The organism is Chamaesiphon sp., from assembly GCF_041737865.1.
In the GTDB taxonomy this organism is placed as follows: domain Bacteria; phylum Cyanobacteriota; class Cyanobacteriia; order Cyanobacteriales; family Chamaesiphonaceae; genus Chamaesiphon.
Window position 1 is genome coordinate 47229 of sequence record NZ_JBGSQZ010000220.1, and the last position, 18160, is coordinate 65388.

11 protein-coding genes are annotated in these 18160 nt (G+C 48.3%); 7 read left to right on the plus strand and 4 right to left on the minus strand.

Annotated features, from left to right (window positions below; translation table 11 throughout):
- Positions 1-50: 50 nt before the first annotated feature.
- Positions 51-3401, plus strand: a complete 3351-nt coding sequence (gene carB / locus ACEW9J_RS16685; RefSeq protein WP_373546230.1) for a carbamoyl-phosphate synthase large subunit — start codon at positions 51-53, stop codon at positions 3399-3401.
- 79 nt (positions 3402-3480) lie between these two features.
- Here the strand turns inward: carB and ACEW9J_RS16690 are convergent, their stop codons facing one another.
- Positions 3481-4422: a class I SAM-dependent methyltransferase gene (locus tag ACEW9J_RS16690; protein ID WP_373546231.1), complete on the minus strand. Its 942-nt coding sequence runs from the start codon at positions 4420-4422 to the stop codon at positions 3481-3483.
- A 279-nt stretch (positions 4423-4701) separates the two neighbouring features.
- Here ACEW9J_RS16690 and ACEW9J_RS16695 point away from each other — a divergent pair, with 279 nt between their 5' ends.
- The 3 genes from ACEW9J_RS16695 to ACEW9J_RS16705 all read left to right on the plus strand — a co-directional run bounded on the left by ACEW9J_RS16695 (position 4702) and on the right by ACEW9J_RS16705 (position 13282).
- Positions 4702-6498 (plus strand): HlyD family efflux transporter periplasmic adaptor subunit, encoded by a 1797-nt coding sequence (locus tag ACEW9J_RS16695; protein WP_373546232.1) that lies wholly within the window; start codon positions 4702-4704, stop codon positions 6496-6498.
- Positions 6499-7001: 503 nt separating this feature from the next.
- Positions 7002-7574 (plus strand): DVUA0089 family protein, encoded by a 573-nt coding sequence (locus ACEW9J_RS16700; protein WP_373546233.1) that lies wholly within the window; start codon positions 7002-7004, stop codon positions 7572-7574.
- A gap of 128 nt (positions 7575-7702) precedes the next feature.
- Entirely contained in the window at positions 7703-13282 is a 5580-nt protein-coding gene (locus tag ACEW9J_RS16705; protein ID WP_373546234.1) for an ExeM/NucH family extracellular endonuclease, read from the plus strand.
- Positions 13283-13533: 251 nt separating this feature from the next.
- Here ACEW9J_RS16705 and ACEW9J_RS16710 read toward each other — a convergent pair whose 3' ends face one another.
- Both ACEW9J_RS16710 and ACEW9J_RS16715 read right to left on the minus strand, forming a co-directional pair.
- Positions 13534-14397 carry a hypothetical protein gene (locus ACEW9J_RS16710; RefSeq protein WP_373546235.1) on the minus strand — a complete coding sequence of 288 codons (864 nt, stop codon included), beginning with the start codon at positions 14395-14397 and terminating at the stop codon, positions 13534-13536.
- Positions 14398-14529: 132 nt separating this feature from the next.
- Entirely contained in the window at positions 14530-15165 is a 636-nt protein-coding gene (locus ACEW9J_RS16715; RefSeq protein ID WP_373546236.1) for a phosphoribosylanthranilate isomerase, read from the minus strand.
- A gap of 130 nt (positions 15166-15295) precedes the next feature.
- Between ACEW9J_RS16715 and psaK the strand changes: the two genes are divergently transcribed.
- Positions 15296-15580 carry a photosystem I reaction center subunit PsaK gene (psaK, locus tag ACEW9J_RS16720; protein ID WP_373546237.1) on the plus strand — a complete coding sequence of 95 codons (285 nt, stop codon included), beginning with the start codon at positions 15296-15298 and terminating at the stop codon, positions 15578-15580.
- 140 nt (positions 15581-15720) lie between these two features.
- Complete coding sequence (locus ACEW9J_RS16725) at positions 15721-15963, plus strand: photosystem I reaction center subunit PsaK (RefSeq protein ID WP_373546238.1); 243 nt, start codon at positions 15721-15723, stop codon at positions 15961-15963.
- 560 nt (positions 15964-16523) lie between these two features.
- On the opposite strand, the gene ACEW9J_RS16730 is transcribed toward ACEW9J_RS16725, so the two are convergent.
- Positions 16524-17192, minus strand: coding sequence for a GNAT family N-acetyltransferase (locus ACEW9J_RS16730; RefSeq protein ID WP_373546239.1), 669 nt, complete (start codon positions 17190-17192; stop codon positions 16524-16526).
- Between the two features lie 199 nt (positions 17193-17391).
- On the opposite strand from ACEW9J_RS16730, the gene ACEW9J_RS16735 reads away from it, so the two are divergent.
- Positions 17392-18069 carry a DUF2232 domain-containing protein gene (locus ACEW9J_RS16735; protein ID WP_373546240.1) on the plus strand — a complete coding sequence of 226 codons (678 nt, stop codon included), beginning with the start codon at positions 17392-17394 and terminating at the stop codon, positions 18067-18069.
- Positions 18070-18160 lie beyond the last annotated feature (91 nt).

Genomic DNA, 18160 nt, shown 5'->3' on the forward strand with positions numbered 1-18160 from the left:
CTAAAGCCTAAAGCCTAAAGCCTTCCTCCTATCCTCTACCCCCAAACCTTATGCCTCGCCGGACTGACATACACAAAATCTTACTCTTAGGTTCTGGGCCGATTGCGATCGGTCAAGGGTGTGAATTTGACTATTCTGGCACCCAGGCTTGTAAAGCACTGCGTGAGGAAGGTTATTACGTCATTTTGGTCAATTCCAATCCTGCGACCATTATGACCGACCCAGACACTGCCGATCGCACTTATATCGAACCGCTAACGCCAGAGTTTGTCGAAAAAGTAATTATCAAAGAACGTCCCGATGCCATGCTCCCGACGATGGGGGGACAGACGGCTCTAAATATCGCGGTGACTCTAGCAAAATCTGGAGTATTGGAAAAATATGGGGTCGAATTAATTGGCGCGAAATTACCCGCCATCGAAATGGCCGAAGATCGGCTGTTATTTAAAGAGGCGATGGCGCGGATCGGCGTACCAGTTTGTCCCTCAGGCATCGCTACCACCCCTGTAGAGGCACGGGAAGTCGCTAAACAGATCGGGAACTACCCACTGATTATTCGTCCCGCCTATACCATGGGAGGTGCCGGAGGGGGGATCGCTTACAATCAAGAGGAGTTTGAAGCGATCGTTCAAACTGGACTCGAAGCTTCGCCTGTAGATCAGATTTTGGTCGAGAAATCTCTGCTGGGCTGGAAGGAGTACGAACTAGAAGTGATGCGGGATCTAGCGGATAATGTGGTGATTATTTGCTCGATCGAAAATATCGATCCGATGGGGATTCATACCGGAGACTCGATTACAGTCGCGCCCGCCCAAACGCTGACAGATAAAGAGTATCAGCGGTTGCGCGATGCGTCGATTAAGATCATTCGCGAGATTGGGGTAGAGACGGGGGGTTCTAATATTCAGTTTGCAGTCCATCCCGATACAGGCGAATTTATCGTCATCGAAATGAATCCACGCGTCAGTCGGAGTTCGGCGTTAGCTTCTAAGGCAACGGGATTCCCGATCGCTAAATTTGCCGCGAAGTTAGCAGTGGGTTATACTCTCGATGAGATTCCCAATGATATTACTAAAAAAACGCCAGCTTCCTTTGAACCGACGATCGATTATGTAGTTACCAAAATTCCTCGGTTTGCCTTTGAAAAGTTTCCAGGTTCTTCCCAAACACTGACAACTCAAATGAAGTCAGTCGGCGAAGCAATGGCGATCGGTCGCACCTTCCAAGAGTCATTTCAAAAAGCCTTGCGATCGCTCGAAATCGGGCGGTTTGGCTGGGGTTGCGATCGCGATGAATCGCTTCCCTCGATCGAGCAAGTCCGTTCGCTACTGCGGATTCCTACCCCAGAGCGGATCTTTAGTATCCGCCATGCGATGCAACTGAAGATGTCCCTCGAAGATATCTACGATCTCACAGGTGTCGATCCGTGGTTTCTCGATAAAATGCAGGAGATATTAACCACCGAATCCTTCCTCAAAACCCAACAATTAACAGCTCTAACTAAAACTCAATTGTGGGATGTCAAACGGCAAGGATTTAGCGATCGGCAGATTGCTTATGCAACTAAAACTCATGAAGATATCGTCCGCACTTATCGCAAATCACTAGGCGTAATTCCCGCTTATAAATTAGTCGATACCTGCGCTGCCGAATTTGAAGCTGAAACGCCTTACTACTATTCTACCTACGAGGAAGAAACCGAAGTTATTCCTTCCGATCGCCGGAAGGTAATGATTCTCGGTGGTGGCCCAAATCGGATCGGTCAGGGGATCGAATTTGACTACTGTTGCTGTCACGCTGCTTACGCGCTGAGTAAGCAGGGATTTGAGACGATCATGGTCAATTCCAATCCTGAAACAGTTTCGACCGATTATGATACTAGCGATCGGTTATATTTTGAGCCGTTGACAAAAGAAGATGTGCTTAATATCATCGAGGCGGAACAGCCGGAGGGGATTATTATTCAGTTTGGCGGACAGACTCCGTTGAAGTTGGCGGTACCGTTGCAGGAGTATTTGGACGCAGAGGGCGCGGAGAGTAAGGAGAACGCGGCGGAAAGTGCGGTCTTGGGGTTTCCCAACTGGGCGGGTGACCCGACCAGACAAGTGGAGCACCTTTCCAAGACAGAGAGGGGGTTTGTGGGGACGAAGATTTGGGGGACTAGTCCTGATTCGATCGATATGGCGGAGGATCGGGAACGGTTTGAGTTGGTGTTGCGCCAGTTGGGGATTCAGCAGCCGGAGAATGGGATGGCGCGGAGTTATCTGGATGCGCTCCATGTGGCTAATCGGATCGGGTATCCGGTGGTGGTGCGTCCCTCGTATGTACTGGGCGGGCGGGCGATGGAAATCGTCTATTCGGATACCGAGCTGGAACGCTATATGACCTATGCGGTACTGGTGGAGCCAGATCACCCCATTTTGATCGATAAGTTCCTGGAGAATGCGATCGAGGTCGATGTAGACGCGATCGCGGACGCATCTGGGATGGTGGTAATCGGCGGGATTATGGAGCATATCGAGCAAGCGGGGATTCACTCTGGGGATTCGGCTTGTTCGCTCCCCTATGTATCGTTGACAGATAATACGGTAGCCACGATTCGGGAGTGGACGATCCAACTAGCTCAGGCTCTCAAGGTAATCGGGTTGATGAATATCCAATTTGCCGTCCAAGGTGAGCAGGTATACATCATCGAAGCAAATCCCCGCGCTTCTCGCACGGTGCCATTTGTGGCGAAAGCGACGGGCGTGCCTTTGGCTGGTTATGCTGCCAGAATCATGTCTGGGGAAACACTCGCAGGCTTGAATTATACCGAGGAAGTGATTCCGACCCATATTGCTGTTAAGGAAGCCGTTTTACCCTTTGACAAGTTTCCAGGTACCGATACCATTTTAGGCCCCGAAATGCGATCGACTGGCGAAGTCATGGGCATCGATATCGATTTTGGACGCGCTTATGCTAAAGCCGAACTCGCAGCGGGACAGAAGTTGCCCTTAACTGGGAAGGTATTTGTTTCGATGAACGATCGCGATAAACTAGCAGTTGTCCCTGTAGTTCGCGATTTGATCGATCTGGGATTCAAGATCGTCGCTACTTCTGGTACTCAGAAGGTACTAGAAGAACATGGTTTAGTCGTCGAGTCAGTACTGAAACTCCATGAAGGTCGCCCCCATGTGGTAGACATCATCAAAAACGGTCAAATTCAACTGATTATCAACACCCCATCCGGTGAGGAAGCTCAAGCAGATGGCAAATTGATTCGCCGCACGGCTCTAGTTTACAAGATCGGGATAGTCACGACGATCGCGGGTGCCAAAGCAACTGCGGCGGCGATTAAGTCGCTCCAATCCCAGCCGTTGGAGGTCAAGGCGTTGCAGGATTATATTGGTTTGGGTCGGTGAAACAGTTGGACAATGGTGGTGGGTGGCGGAGATCTAACTCACCCCGCCCTTTGGGCACCCCTCCTTGGAGGGGATTTTTTTAGGCTGTGGCGATTACGGTGCGATGGCGGGGTGTGTTGGCGGTAATTGTGGGGGCTTGGAAACCTGCATCGATTAATGTTTGGGCGATATCGAGCGTGAAATAACGATCGAGATAGGGTTCGGTACTCTTGAGCAACGTCAGGATATATGGTGCCATTTGTGCGTAGATATCCGACGCTGGATTCATATCCATAATCGCAATCTGTCCGCCTGGTTTGAGCAGACGTTTGGCTTCAGCAAAAATCTCGCGGGTAGCTGTCTGGGGTAGTTCGTGACAGATCAAAAATAGCGATACCAAATCGTAACTATGTGCGGGTAAACCAGTCGCTTCCCCAGCGGCATGAACCCAATTAATCTGTTGGGATTGTTTTTGCTGCGATCGATAATTGGCGATCGATAGAAAGTAAGGTGATAGATCTAACCCTGTCAACTGCGCCTGAGGATATACCTCCTGCATCGCAAATGTACTCATCCCCACACTGCAACCGATATCGAGAATATTTTGAGGTGGGTTGGGTAGAGCTTGGACGACTAAATCGTGATAACTTTGGCGGAGCTGAGTATCTCCAGTCGTTCCAGTTTCGGCAAAAATTTTGGCGTGAACCGAGTAAGCGGCGACTTCTACTTCCATCGCGGCATCCCAGCTCATATTTCCCTGCTCGTAAGCATGAAAGGAAGTGAGATAATATTCAGGATAGTCCAGATGGTTGTTGGTAATCCGAGCCAAATCCGCTGCCCACTGCGGCGACAATGGCGACTCCCCACCTCGCGATCGCAAAAACTTCACATCATCCCGCCAAGCTACACCGATCGACTCCGCCCGTTTGATAATTAATTCCCGTGCTTGGTATTTGGCAAATTTGGCGATTGGTTTGATGGAGAGTAAGCTATTTACCAATTGACTGACAAGGCGATCTGTGGGTTTGATGGTAGCTGTCATAACTGCGGGTACGATCGATTTTTTGCTTTAGTCTTCTATTGTATAGTGACTCACTGTCAATCCCGAACTTCAATCTCTGTCATTGTGCTAGGCTATTTACAACTTCAACTAGAGACGTAGTGGGGTAGATCGATTGTCTGTAACGATCGCTGCATTACAGACAACCCGCTCGATAATCCGATATTATTTTCCCAACTTAGATTTTTGTCGCGCTAGTACGTTCGCCTTCAAATCGCTGTGTGGTAACTTTCTAAATATTTTATTTATATTTATTTCATCATGAACACCAATAACCAACAACCAGATTTACCTCAGACCGATGCTGGCAAAATTGCCAAACGGAAGATCGAACCCCTCCGCAAAGCAGACCCCGCTCAGATTACAACTTATCAACAACCGGGCGAAGTCATCCAGTCAGTTGTCTTTCAGCAGTCGCGCAGGTGGTCGCGGGGGATCGTCTGGACGATTTTAGGAATCACAGTTGGCTTGGTCACATGGGCTTGTCTGGCACCCCTGGAAGAAACAATCGCCGTGCAAGGAAAACTCGAACCAACTGATAAAGTCAAAGATGTCCAGGTACCAGTTGGGGGCGTTGTCAAACAAGTATTAATCAAAGATGGCGATAAAGTTACCGCAGGTCAAAATTTGTTGAGCTTGGAATCTACCGTTCCCCAAGCGACACTGGCATCTCTGCAAACAAATCTTGACTCGATGACTGCGGAAAGCCGCTTTTATCAAAGCTTGCTCAGTCAAGAAATCGACAAAGTTAACCCCCAAACATTAGCCAAGCTCAATGTCCGCCCAGAAATCCTCGCTCTGACTACTAGCCGCAGTTCGATCCTCGCCGAAAACCAACTCTACCGTGCCGAACTTAATGGTACTACTAATCCTAACCTCAGCCCCGAACAACGCCAACGACTCGAATCGAGCCGTGCAGAAGCAGCTTCGCGGGTGAGTTCCGGTCAATTAGAGATCGGTCAAGTTGACAATCAAATGCGCGAAAATCGTGGCAAACGTGCAGGTACGAGTGAGTTACTAACTGACTCTCAAGCGGTGATTGCCAACATCGAGGCTAAAGCCACAGCCAAAAAATCTCAGATTGCCGCTCAAATGGTAGAAAATCGCAACCGTCGTCAATCTTCTCAAAGTTTACTAGCTAGTAATCAAGCAATTCTGACTAGTTTGAAACCTGCTGGTGATGCTGGAGCACTCTCACGCAACCAAGTCCTCAAACAGGAACAGGAAGTTATTGCTCGTCAGGGTGAAGTAATGCAGCTCGATGACCAATACAAAAAACTAGTGCAGGATGAGCAAGAATTACTCGCTAATTCTCGATTGGAAATCCAAAGTCAACAGCAACAAATCAAAAAAAATCAGCAGGAAATCGGTCAACTCGATCGAGAATATAATCGCCTCACGATGGCAACCAATCAAAGTCGAGAAAAGCTAAAAAATAGCGTAGCGGTTTCTAGCAAAGATTTACAGGCAAAAATTGCGAGTAATAATAGACAGATTGCCGAAATTGACGGACAACTCAATAAACTAATTGTCGAGATCGATCGCAAAGTTGCCGATCTAAATAGTCAAATCAGTCAAGCAAAAATGAATCTCAAATATCAGAATATTACAGCACCTGTGAGTGGAACGGTATTTGAACTCAAAGCCGGAACACCAGGATTTGTGGCTACTTCTAGCGAACCAATTCTAAAAATTGTGCCCAATGATATTTTGAATGCTAAAGTATTTATTAGCAATAAAGACATCGGCTTTGTCAAGTTGGGAATGCCTGTCGATGTGCGGATCGATTCTTTCCCTTTTAGTGAATTTGGCGATGTCAAAGGGACGCTAACATCGATCGGTTCTGATGCTCTACCCGCAGATCAAGCTCATCCTTACGAGCGTTTCCCCGCCACAATTAAGCTAGTAAAACAGAACCTAATTATCAAAGGTAAACCTGCTACGCTCCAGTCAGGAATGTCGCTCAGTGCTAATGTCAAATTACGCAATCGCACTGTGATGAGCATCTTTACCGATATGGTCATCAAGCAGGAGGATTCGCTCAAGACAATCCGCTAGAACGATGGGCGATGCTAAATCTGGCAGTTCAGGGACTGTTTGTTTTCTCGCTTGATTCAACAATCCTAAGTCTACTGGAGCATTGCGATACAGTACGCCTAGACAGCTCGGACTTTTCGCGATCGAGTCTGAGTCGATTGAGATCTCGGAAAGTCTCTAATACCTTTTTACTTTATAGCAACCGCCAAGCTTGTTAGGATATACCCCCGACTTCTCCAAGAAGCCCTTGGGTATTGCAGTAATGGTCGAGATGTCCTAATCGCCCTGGCGGTTGTTAGATCGGTGTAATTTGACAATGTTGAAGGTGAATGAAAATTCCATAACAAAATTACGTCCTCGATCGGGGTATCATCCAGTAGGAATCGCACTGGGTAATCCAACTTGAGTTCGGTGCTAAGAACACATCTTGTAAAAGCGGTGCTTGCTGCCAGATCTAGAGGTGCTGACGCTCTAGTACCAGTCTATTGAAGTTATCGATTAAGAACACGCTCATCTGTACAATAATGAAAAAATTTACACTTGCAACGTTATTGGGAATTACGACAGCAACTACTGGAGTCACGCTGGTTGCGCCTGCTTATGGGGTATCTTTCACCGGATCGTTGGTTAATGCTGATGCGATCGCCTCCTTGCCGTTTACTTCAACTGGCTCAGAATTAAGATTTAGATCCCTTAGCTACAATGGCGGCACTAATGCTGCGGGAACGGTATTGCCAGGGGGATTTAGCCCCGTGCTGACGATATTTACTCCGAGCGGTAACTATTTCAACGAGTACACTGCGGTGGAAGATTTAAACTTCACTGCTACTCTATCGCCTGGAAACTATCAAGCGGTTATCAGTACATTCGGCAGATTTTTTGACTTTCCAACTAAAACAAACCTTTCGCAAGGTTTTGATGGGAGCGGTGATTTTTTCGGTCGAACTGCAAATTATGCGGTGGATATCGTTGCCGTATCGTCAGCCACTGCGGTACCCGAACCTGCTAGCTTCATCGGTACTGCTGTCGCTGGATTTGCAGTAGTTAGGCTCAAACGTAAATTGTCTGCGGTTAAAAAAAATAGCGTAAAAACTTGAAGTCGATCCTGTGATTATTTCCCTATGGGAGAGCGAGACCCCACATCTTACATGCTAAATGTGATGAACTTACTGCACTCGATCGACAGAACGCTGCCTTCTATCACCACTAACATGAGTATTTAAAAATGAGTGCTATTTTATTTGTCGATCCGACGGTTCCCGATTATGAAAGTTTACTTCAGGGGCTAGATGCCAATATTAAGTTAAATATTCTCGATGCGAATCAAGATGGGATCTCCCAAATCACCAAAGCTTTGGAGTCTGGTGTCTTTGATACTGTATATCTAGTTTCCCACGGTATGCCAGGTGAGGTCAAACTGGGAACCTCTCAACTCAACGCTGATACTATTCCCACCTACAGTAGTCTCCTCGCTCAATGGTCGAATCATCTGACTCCAGGTGCGGATATCTTGCTCTATGGTTGTAATGTCGCGGCTGGCGAAGTGGGTCGAAATTTTGTCCGCAAGTTACATCAAGCCACAGGTGCAGATATCGCCGCTTCTGACGACGCAACTGGTAGCGTAGTTTTGGGTGGGAATTGGAATTTGGAATATGCCACGGGCGAGATTACCGCGCCTCTGGCATTCCAGGTAGAGGCGATGGCAGCCTACAACTCAGTGCTAGCAGCATTTACAGGTGGAAATCTCGTCGTTTTGCGGGTGGGAACTGGTAGTGCGACACTATCGAATGTGGCAACGGCAGTATTTTTGGATGAATATAGCACTGGTGGGGGTACCTCAGTACAATCGATCGCCCTCCCGACTGTGGATAGTGGTAGCAATCAGACCCTAACCCAGAGCGGCACCGCCGCATCGGAAGGGGCGTTAAATCTCTCTGCTGACGGGCGGTATTTGACTTTAGTTGGTTATGATGCAGCTCCCGGTACGGCTAGCGTTACAGGGACTACTAGTGCCACCGTCAATCGGATTGTGGCTAGAGTCGATGCTGCGGGGAGTATCGATACCAGCACGCGGCTCAACAGTGCTTACAGTGGGAATAATATCCGCAGTGCGGTGACAAATGACGGATCGGGATTTTGGGTGGCTGGGCCGACTACCGGACTGAGCTATGTAAATTTTGGCAGTACTGGTGCCTCAACCGCACTTAATGGCCTCAACTCCCGCGTCGTTAATATTTTTAACGGTCAGCTTTATGACTCTTCGGCTGCGGGTAGTAATATCGGTGTCAACACTGTCGGTACGGGTTTGCCGACAACTGCTGGGCAGACAGTGACCCTATTGCCAGGAGCCACTGCGGCTAATGCTTATGGTTATGTATTGTTCGATCGCGATGCTGGTGTCGCTGGACTCGATACTCTATATGTTGCCGACCAAACGAATGCCAATGGGTTACTCAAATACTCTTTCAATGGCAGTACTTGGACATCCAGAGGCAATATCACTGGATCTTTCACTGGCTTAACTGGTGTTGTCAATGGTAGTGGTGTCGATCTCTATGCCACAAGTGGCACGGCTGCGGGTAATGCTTTAGTTAAGTTTACGGACTCTACAGCATTTAACAGCAATCTGACTGGCTCATTGACGACTCTAGCCACGGCTTCGGCTAATACGATCTTCAAAGGTGTGGCTTTTGCGCCGACAGTAGCATCCAATCCTACTGTCAATCTGTCGGTGAGCAGTAATACTGGTACCGAAGCCGGACAAACCGCGATTACTGTCACGGCGACAGCTTCTAGTCAGGTAACAGCCGATCGCACGGTACTATTGACCGTGACGGGGACTAACATCACGACGGGCGATTATACGCTCAATAGTCTTACCACCAACAGCATCACGATTACGATTCTCAGCGGTCAAACGACTGGAACGGCGACATTTAAAGTCGTCGATGACATTCTCGCTGAAGGTAACGAAATTGCCACCCTGACTCTGAGCAATCCCTCAGCGGGGATTAGTTTGGGTAGTACGATCGCGCAAAACATCACGATCGTCGATAATGATGTCGTTGGTAATACAGCACCGACCATTTTTGCTGATAACGAAACAACACTCGATCCAGATCGCGTTACTGCATTCCTGAGCGCGCCCGACAGTAGTCCAGCGACTGCACCGACGGCTTTTATTAGCGGTGTCATCAACGATCCTACCGATCCTGCCAAAACGATCGGGATCGAATTTAATGTTGCCGATGCCGAGACAGCCGCCGCCGCCCTAGTTGTGACGGCGACTAGCAGTAACTCAGGCGTAGTTACCAATGCCAATCTGACTGTGACTGGTACGGGCATCAGTCGCAATCTTAAAATTAATCCTACTGGTGTCGGTACTAGCGATATTACCGTCACTGTCAGCGATGGGACGGCAACTAGTGCCTATGTCATCAAATACGCGGCTTCGGCAGCAGGTGCGACGACCAGTCGCTTCCTCACTGGGGCGAGTAATGCTTCGACGGCGATCGCGATCGACTCTAGCTATATGTTAGTCGGTGATGATGAAAATCAAGCACTCCGATTGTACGATCGCACTAACTCTGGCTTGGCTGTCAATTCCTTTGACTACACCTCATTACTGGGTTTAACCGATACTAGCAGTGGCATTCCTCGCGAAGTAGACATCGAAGCCTCTGCCAAAGTCGGCAACCGCATCTACTGGATGGGTTCCCAAAGTAATACCGATCCAGCAGGAACTAGTCGTCCAAATCGCGATCGGATCTTTGCAACAGATACTACGGGTGCGGGTGCGAGTACCAGTCTGAGCTACATCGGTCGGTATGATTTTCTGCGCGCAGATATCATTAATTGGGATGTCACCAACGGCCACGGCAAAGGGGCGGATTACTACGGACTAGCAGCAAGCGCGGCGGCGGGAGTTTCGTCCAAAACCAACAGCGGCTACAACATTGAGGGTTTAGAATTTGCACCCAATAATACGACGGCTTATGTTGCCTTCCGTGCCCCCCAGGAGCCAACTGGCAGCCGCACCCAGGCACTAATCGTCCCCGTCACCAACTTCACCGCTTTACTGGCTGCAACGGGCGGTGGCACCAGTGATACGGCGACATTTGGGGCACCGATTGAGTTAGATTTGGGCGGTCGCGGCATTCGCGAAATTCGTAAAAATGCTAGCAACCAATATGTCATCATTGCGGGGCCGGGTGGAGATGCTACAGGTGTTGCTCCTGCCGACTTCCGGCTGTATACCTGGACGGGCAATGCGGTAGATGCTCCGGTATTGCGATCGATCTATCTGACAGCCCTAAATGTGGGCGGTAGTTTTGAATCGATCGTGGAAGTACCAGCTAATTTAACTGATATCTCTTCATTACAACTCCTCGTCGATAACGGCGATACGGTATTCTACGGCGATGGGCAAATCGCCAAAGATGTCGCCGCTAACTTCCAAAAGTCCCGCAGCGAAATTGTCACTCTGGGTGCCGCAGTTGGCGTTCCGACGATTACTAAAATTCACGATATTCAAGGCAGCGCTTCTACTTTCAATTTCGCCTTTGGCGGTAGTCGGACGATCGAAGGAATTGTCACCCGTGCCTTCCTCGGAGCTAGCAATCTTAATGGTTTCTATGTCCAGGAAGAAGATGCCGATGCCGATGCCGACGCGACCACCTCAGAAGCAATTTTTGTACTCGATACCGCTGGACTGTTTGCTGGTAATGTCGGCGATCGAGTCCGCATTACGGGTACCGTCCGAGAGCTAGCAACTACGGCTAGTGGCGGCAGAAATAGTAGCCTCACAGAACTAGACAGCCTCACCAATGTCACCAATCTCGGTGCTAGTACCCTCCCAACTGTCACCAATATTCAATTCCCGATCGCCAGTCAGATAGCATTAGAACGCTATGAAGGGATGCTCGTGAACATCAGCGCGGCTACTGGTAGCCTCACCGTCACCGAAAACTTCCAACTCGGTCGGTTCGGACAAGTCGTCCTCGCCGCCACTGGTGCTAGCAATCAACCAGGCACTGATGCCCGATTCGATGCCTATACCTCATTCAACGCGCCTAGCGTCAGCGGTTATGCAGCCTATGTTGCCAGCCTAGCCACCCGCCGGATCTATCTCGATGACGGTCGCGGTATCTCAAATCCCGACCCGATCGTCTTTGGACGGGACGGCAATCCGCTCAGTGCCACTAATACCCTCCGCAGTGGCGATACTGTCGCCGCGATTACGGGGATTTTGGACGAACGCTTTGAGGGGTATCGGATTCAGACATCTACTGGAGTCAACTTTACCCCAGCCAATCCGCGCCCGACTGTGGCTCCCGCCGTTGGTGGTTCGCTCAAAGTAGCTAGCTTCAACGTGCTCAACTACTTCACCGATCTGGATACGAATGTCAATATTACGACCAACGGATTGACCTTTGAGCCGCGTGGTGCAAATACAGCAACCGAGTTCACCCGCCAGCGCGATAAGATAATTAACGCGATCGTCACTTCGGGAGCAGATGTTTTTGCCTTGATGGAGCTAGAAAATAATAGCTTCGGGGCGAATGGTACGACTCAAGCAGGTGCGATTCAGAATTTGGTCGATGGACTCAATGCAGTTGCTGGAGCGGGTACATACACCTTTATCAATCCTGGTACCAGACTCGGTACCGATGCGATCTCGGTCGGGATGATTTATAAACCAGGTAAAGTTACCCCCGTAGGTGCTGCGGCAGTCATGCCCGACGGCTATGGCTCCGGTGCTTTCAATCTCGTCGGTCGCAAACCCCTGGCGCAAACCTTCCGCGAAACTGCCAGCGGCGAGCTATTTACCGCTGTCGCCAATCACTTCAAATCCAAAGGCTCTAGTTCTGGTGGTACTGGCGATGCTGATGCCCAAGACGGACAAGGCTTGTCTAATGGCACGCGAACCCGTCAAGCTCAAGATTTGGCAACTTGGCTAGCGACTAAACCGACAGGTACTAACGACCCAGATTATCTCGTCTTAGGCGATCTCAATGCCTATGCCCAAGAAGACCCCCTCACGGCCCTAGCCACCGATGGGTATGGCAATCTACTACCCAACACGTCTTATTCCTTTGTTTTCGACGGTCAGACAGGTTCGCTCGACCACGCTCTAGCTACTAGTACCTTGGCAAGTCAGGTCACTGGTGCCGAAAAATGGCATATTAATGCCGACGAGCCTACGGTATTAGATTACAACACCGAGTTCAAATCAGCAGGTCAAGTCAACAGCCTGTACAATGCCGATATTTATCGGGCATCAGATCACGACCCAATTATTGTGGGATTGAACCTCGGTGCCACGCTCGAAGGGACAGCCGGAAGCGACACCTTCACAGGTGGCAATGGCAACGATCGCATCTCTGGCGGTGCGGGTAACGATCGCCTCTACGGCGGCGCGGGCGACGATATCATTACTGGCGGTTTGGGAGTGGATCTGCTCTTTGGCGGTGCTGGTAAAGATCTGTTTGTCTACAATGCCCCCAATGAAGGCTACGACAAAATTAATGATTTTGTCGTCGGCGAAGATCGCTTCGGCATCTCCCGTGCTGGTTTTGGTGGTAATAGTACCTTCGGTACCGATAGCTCGATCGGTGGTGTCCTCGATGCCATTCGCTTCGGTATCGGCGCGGCAGCCACTACAGCCAACCAACGGTTGATCTACAACAATAACTCTGGTGTGTTATTCTTTGACGCTGATGGATCTGACAGTATCGCTCAAGTCCGCATCGCGCAATTAGTCGGCACTCCTGCTTTAACTAATAATAGTTTCTCGATCATTTAATTAGTTGCAATTAATCAAAACAGGAGCAATCGATCGATTGTTCCTGTTTTTAGGGCGATTGCAGCTCTTTTATCTCGTCCCAAGTTGGGGTCGAGTCGAGCGGATACTGTTGGCGAAGTGATTTTAGATCTCTGAAAGCCTTATTTTGATATAGTGAATACAACAAAAAATAAGTGCTGTACGACTTCGCCAACAGGAGCCGGATCTCGGTCTGACTCCAAATGTTTCCGCCGTCGAGTACTAGGAAGGGACTATGTTGTCAACCCTTGAAACAATTTATCGATCTGCGGGACTAATTCTTCAGCTAAATATGCTTGAGTTTGTTGTTGAATTTGTCTGACCGATCGAGCGATCGATTCATTAACTAAATCTAATAATCGATCGCAAGAAATGGCATACTTTAATTGGGTTGGTTTGTCGCTATCTTGACTACGATTTTCTTTCAAAGAAGCGATACCCTCAAAAATACGTGAAGGTCTGACGCAGACTTCGCTGTAAATCAATTCCTGCTTAGAATTGAACCTGACACCACCACTAACAAAATAAAAGCGATCGACAGTCTTTAATATCAATCGATCTGTTTGGATAAAACTATTGACATATTCATCACTAATGATTCTTCTTGCTTTGGTTAAGGGTTGGATTTGAGTAGTCAAAGCCTGTTGCAATTCTATCAGAGTAAGATTGGCTCGATCGATTGTGGCTTGTTGTTGCTCGACTAATTGTTCCTTGATTTCAGTCTCGATCTGATTTAGGGCTGATTCCATAAATACTTCAGCATCTTTTTTGAAATCAAACTGCAAAACACCAGTAGAACTAAACTCTAATTTAGACTTAAACCAATGAAATGGATGTCGGGGTGGAAAGCCTCGCTCATCCTCCATATTTTCAATATGCGAAGTCATCACTCGCTGCAAAAATGGCATCCGTTCTTGTTCTTGAGCTAACAGAAATTGCCGAAAGGATTTATTCAATCGGTCTTGAATTTTCTCGATATCAGCGGTAAGTTCATCATTGAGATTTGCTTGTAACCGATCGATTGTAGCTATGCTTTCGGCTCGCAGAGCGACAACATTAACTTCTGAGACGGCATTGATGACTTTACTACTATCCATTCGATCGCCTCTTGACTCCTAAAATCTAGATCTGACTCAAACTAATTCAGATTGCCGTTGTGTAATGGCTGCTGTCTCGACCTAGCTCGTATACCTAAATTGAGGATTAGTGCTAGTGCTTGATTATTTATTTTAGCCTAATCTACTCCTCAAATTTACAAATAATCGATCGACTAAATCTAGATTTTTATCACCTGGAGAGACTTCTACTCCACTGGAGAGATCGATCCCATCTGGGTAAATTTGGCTCAAAGCAGTGCAAACATTGTCAGGGGTTAACCCTCCAGCCAACAACCACGGGATTGAAGGCTTAAAGGTCGATAGCTGCTCCCAATCGAGAGTTTGCCCAGTACCTCCAAGTGCATTGGGATCGTAGGCATCTAGGAGTAAACCATCGACGACTTGGCTGTAGGCTTGAATCGCTACCAAATCGCTGCTGCTGCGTACCCGCCATGCTTTGATAATTTCTATATCCGGTAGGGCTTGACGCAATTCCTGACAAAATTCGACAGATTCCGTACCGTGGAGTTGAACTGTAGCTACATTCGTCAAGGCGACGACGTGGGAGATCGTCGCCACAGAGAAATCGGCAAACACACCAACTGTATTGGCTACCCCTGCTAACTCAGAAACTAGTGTCTGGAGTTGAGCTAGCTTCAGATAACGGGGTGAACTCGGAACGCAAATAAAGCCTAGATCTGTTGCACCCATGCGGGCGATCTGAGTACCCTGTTCGACAGTGGTAATTCCACAAATTTTAATCCGCATTAGCTTTCCAATTATCAAGAAATGTATCTAATTCTGGTAATATGTGTTAATTATTAGCATGAATTATTTGGTGGAGACAACCATTAACTAATAATTGTGGCATGAGTTTTAATCTAGGAGCTGTGAATCTTTGTTAAATAACTTAATCGTTGCCGCTATTCCCCATACTGAACCTTGGGGATTTAATACTGCACTGGTCATGATTATCGCCAATTTAGTAGCGATCTCGATCGGCAGATTTACCTTTGCACGACGAAGAGGCAGCCACATTGATATTGCTAAAAGTGTTGTAGACGCCCAGATCGTGCCGAATCTAGCTGGGTTTGACTCAGCCGAATTAATTGCCAGCATGAGTTTTGGGCATCTGCTCGGCGTTGGGTTGGTGTTGGGATTAACTAATGTGGGTGTAATTTAACTAAATCGGGTTTAAATAAGTTTACACTTTCATGTTCAACTGGGTCGAGTAATCGGACTCTGGCGATCGAAAGTTATCATAAAATGCGGATAGAATACTTTAAGCTGTTGTTAGATCTAATTTTTCAGGAGTAACTTATTATGTTGGATTCTACCTTGTTGCTTGCGGCTGTAGGCCCGATGAGTCAGCCTTGGTCGCCCACGATTGCGATCGTGATGGTGGTTGCTAGTATCCTGGGTGTTTTAGCATCAACTAAAGCCAAAAAAGTTGGCCCCGCTTTAGTCGGTGGTTTAACCGCAGCTCAAGTAATTGGCGGTGTTAGTTTCGGACATCTGCTCGGTACGGGTGCAGTCCTCGGCTTGACTCGCCTGGGGATTATTTAGCCTCACATCTGACCAGTTGAAATATACTATTGCTTAGTTTAGACCCAGGGTACCCACAAGCGGCGTTTTGATGCGGGGGTTCCCCCGCATCAAAACACGATAAGACAGCGACTGAAATCACGCGGAGGTTCCCGACCCCTGGCTTTCACTCAAGACAGTGGCAACCCTGCACAATTAATCTGTAGGGGTGCCCCTTGTGGGTACCCTGAATCTAAGCTTATTACTAATACTTTGTTACTGTTGCAAGATGTGAGTAGCCCCATTTTTTGTTCTTCGTTGAAATCCCCAGCGGAACAATCTAGTTATCAATTATCTGCTTGGTGCGCTGTCTTGACCCAAACGCACAACTGGGGCGCGAGCTTTGTGGGGGAAGCTGGTTGGGTTGGCAACCCAACCCCGCACAAACGTCGCTTCGGGAGACCCGTGCAGTGCTGAGGGAAACGTCTAGCGACACGTCTCGCTCTGTAACTCCTACGGAGAGGCTACGCCAACGCCTACAGCGCGATTTGTGTCGCTAAACCGTCGGGGAACAAAGGCGGGCGTGCATCCGCAATTATCAATTAATCTTCAGCATCCAGAAGATCTACAGTCAGTGGTGCCTTGTCTGCGGAATAATATCCCAGATCGACAATCGGCTCTAGTTGTTTGCGGAGAAATAGTCGCTCTGGTCGATGCCAGGGGATGAGCGACCAGACAACCTCACTAGAAACTAATTCATAACCTAATTTTTCGTACAAACTGCGCCCGCGCTCGTTGTCACCCATCACATGCAGAAACAGATCTGGATAACCCCACGATTTGGTCAGCTGTTCGCAGCTTTTGAGTAGCTTTTGTGCCACGCCGCGCCGCCGAAAGTCGCGACTGACAGCTAGATTAGAGATATAGACATACCGATGTGGGTCTACCTGACGATATTTGTTAGCCGTCCGCACACCAACTTCGATCGTTCCAATCACTTGTTGCTGTCCGGTATGGACGGCGATCGAGCAGACTTGCTGCTTTTGGGGGGGGGAGCTAGGTACATGAGCGCGGAGGCGATGGCGGAGGTCTTCGGCAATGCCTAGCTTGAACAGCGGCGCGAACCAAGCCATCCATCCCCGATCGAAATGAAAACTGCGCGTAATAATGTCTGCTACAAATTGTATCTCTTGTTCTCGCACAGCCCGAATCTCGATGTGATGTGGATCGAGGTCGAGCGTTTGAGCGATATTGACAGTATCTGCGGTCATGTCTAGATTATTCTGGTTGGTGCTGAGTGCCGATCTACCACAACATTATTCAATTCGACTACACGCAATCTTAATTAATTGAAGCACGAACTATTTAGATCGGCAGTCAGTCGATCTACAATTAGAACTGACAAGCTTGTAAAGCTGTCCCTACATCATAACTTATTTAGTCGATCGTGCAGTCGATCGAGTTAATCCATTGGCTCTCCCTCCTCAATCGCCCCCCGAACCGCCCGCAGCCAAAGTAGATGGTACCGCCACCAGCAAACCACCAATTGTGTTGGTAGAAACCGCTTTTTTAGCCAGTACCGCGAGTTTACTCTGGTTATTAAACTATTATTTTCCCGTTGGGCCGATCTTTAAAATCTTTTTTCCAATTCCGATCGCGTTGATTTATTTACGCTGGGGACATCGAGCAGGGTGGATGACCGCCTTAGTTTCGGGGTTATTGTTGTCAGTATTGATGGGGCCGAGCCGGAGTATTCTGTTTGTGATGCCCTATGGGATTATGGGCGTCCAATTGGGGGCGTGTTGGCGACGGCGGACGGGCTGGTTGCTGTCGATCTCGCTCGGTGCCTTGCTCGACTCGATCGGGGTGTTCTTTCGCTTTTGGTTGACTTCGATCTTATTGGGTGAAGATCTGTGGATGTATCTGATGGCGAGAATTCGAGATTTTGCGGAATGGATCTTCATTCAACTGGGCATCCTCGCCGAACCTAATCTGGCAGTAGTCCAAATTATCGCGATCGGCTTAATTTTCTTCAGCAGTGTTGTCTACGTTTTTGTCGTACATCTAGTTGCATTATTGATGTTCGAGCGACTTGGCAATTCAATTTCCAAAGCACCATCGTGGGTAGAGACATTAGTAGATCTCTAAAATATCAACCTTTAGTTTCCTCGCCTAGATCGACTAGATCTCACTGAGCGATTACCTCCGGTAGGCTTCGCCAACGACAGCAGCACCGGAA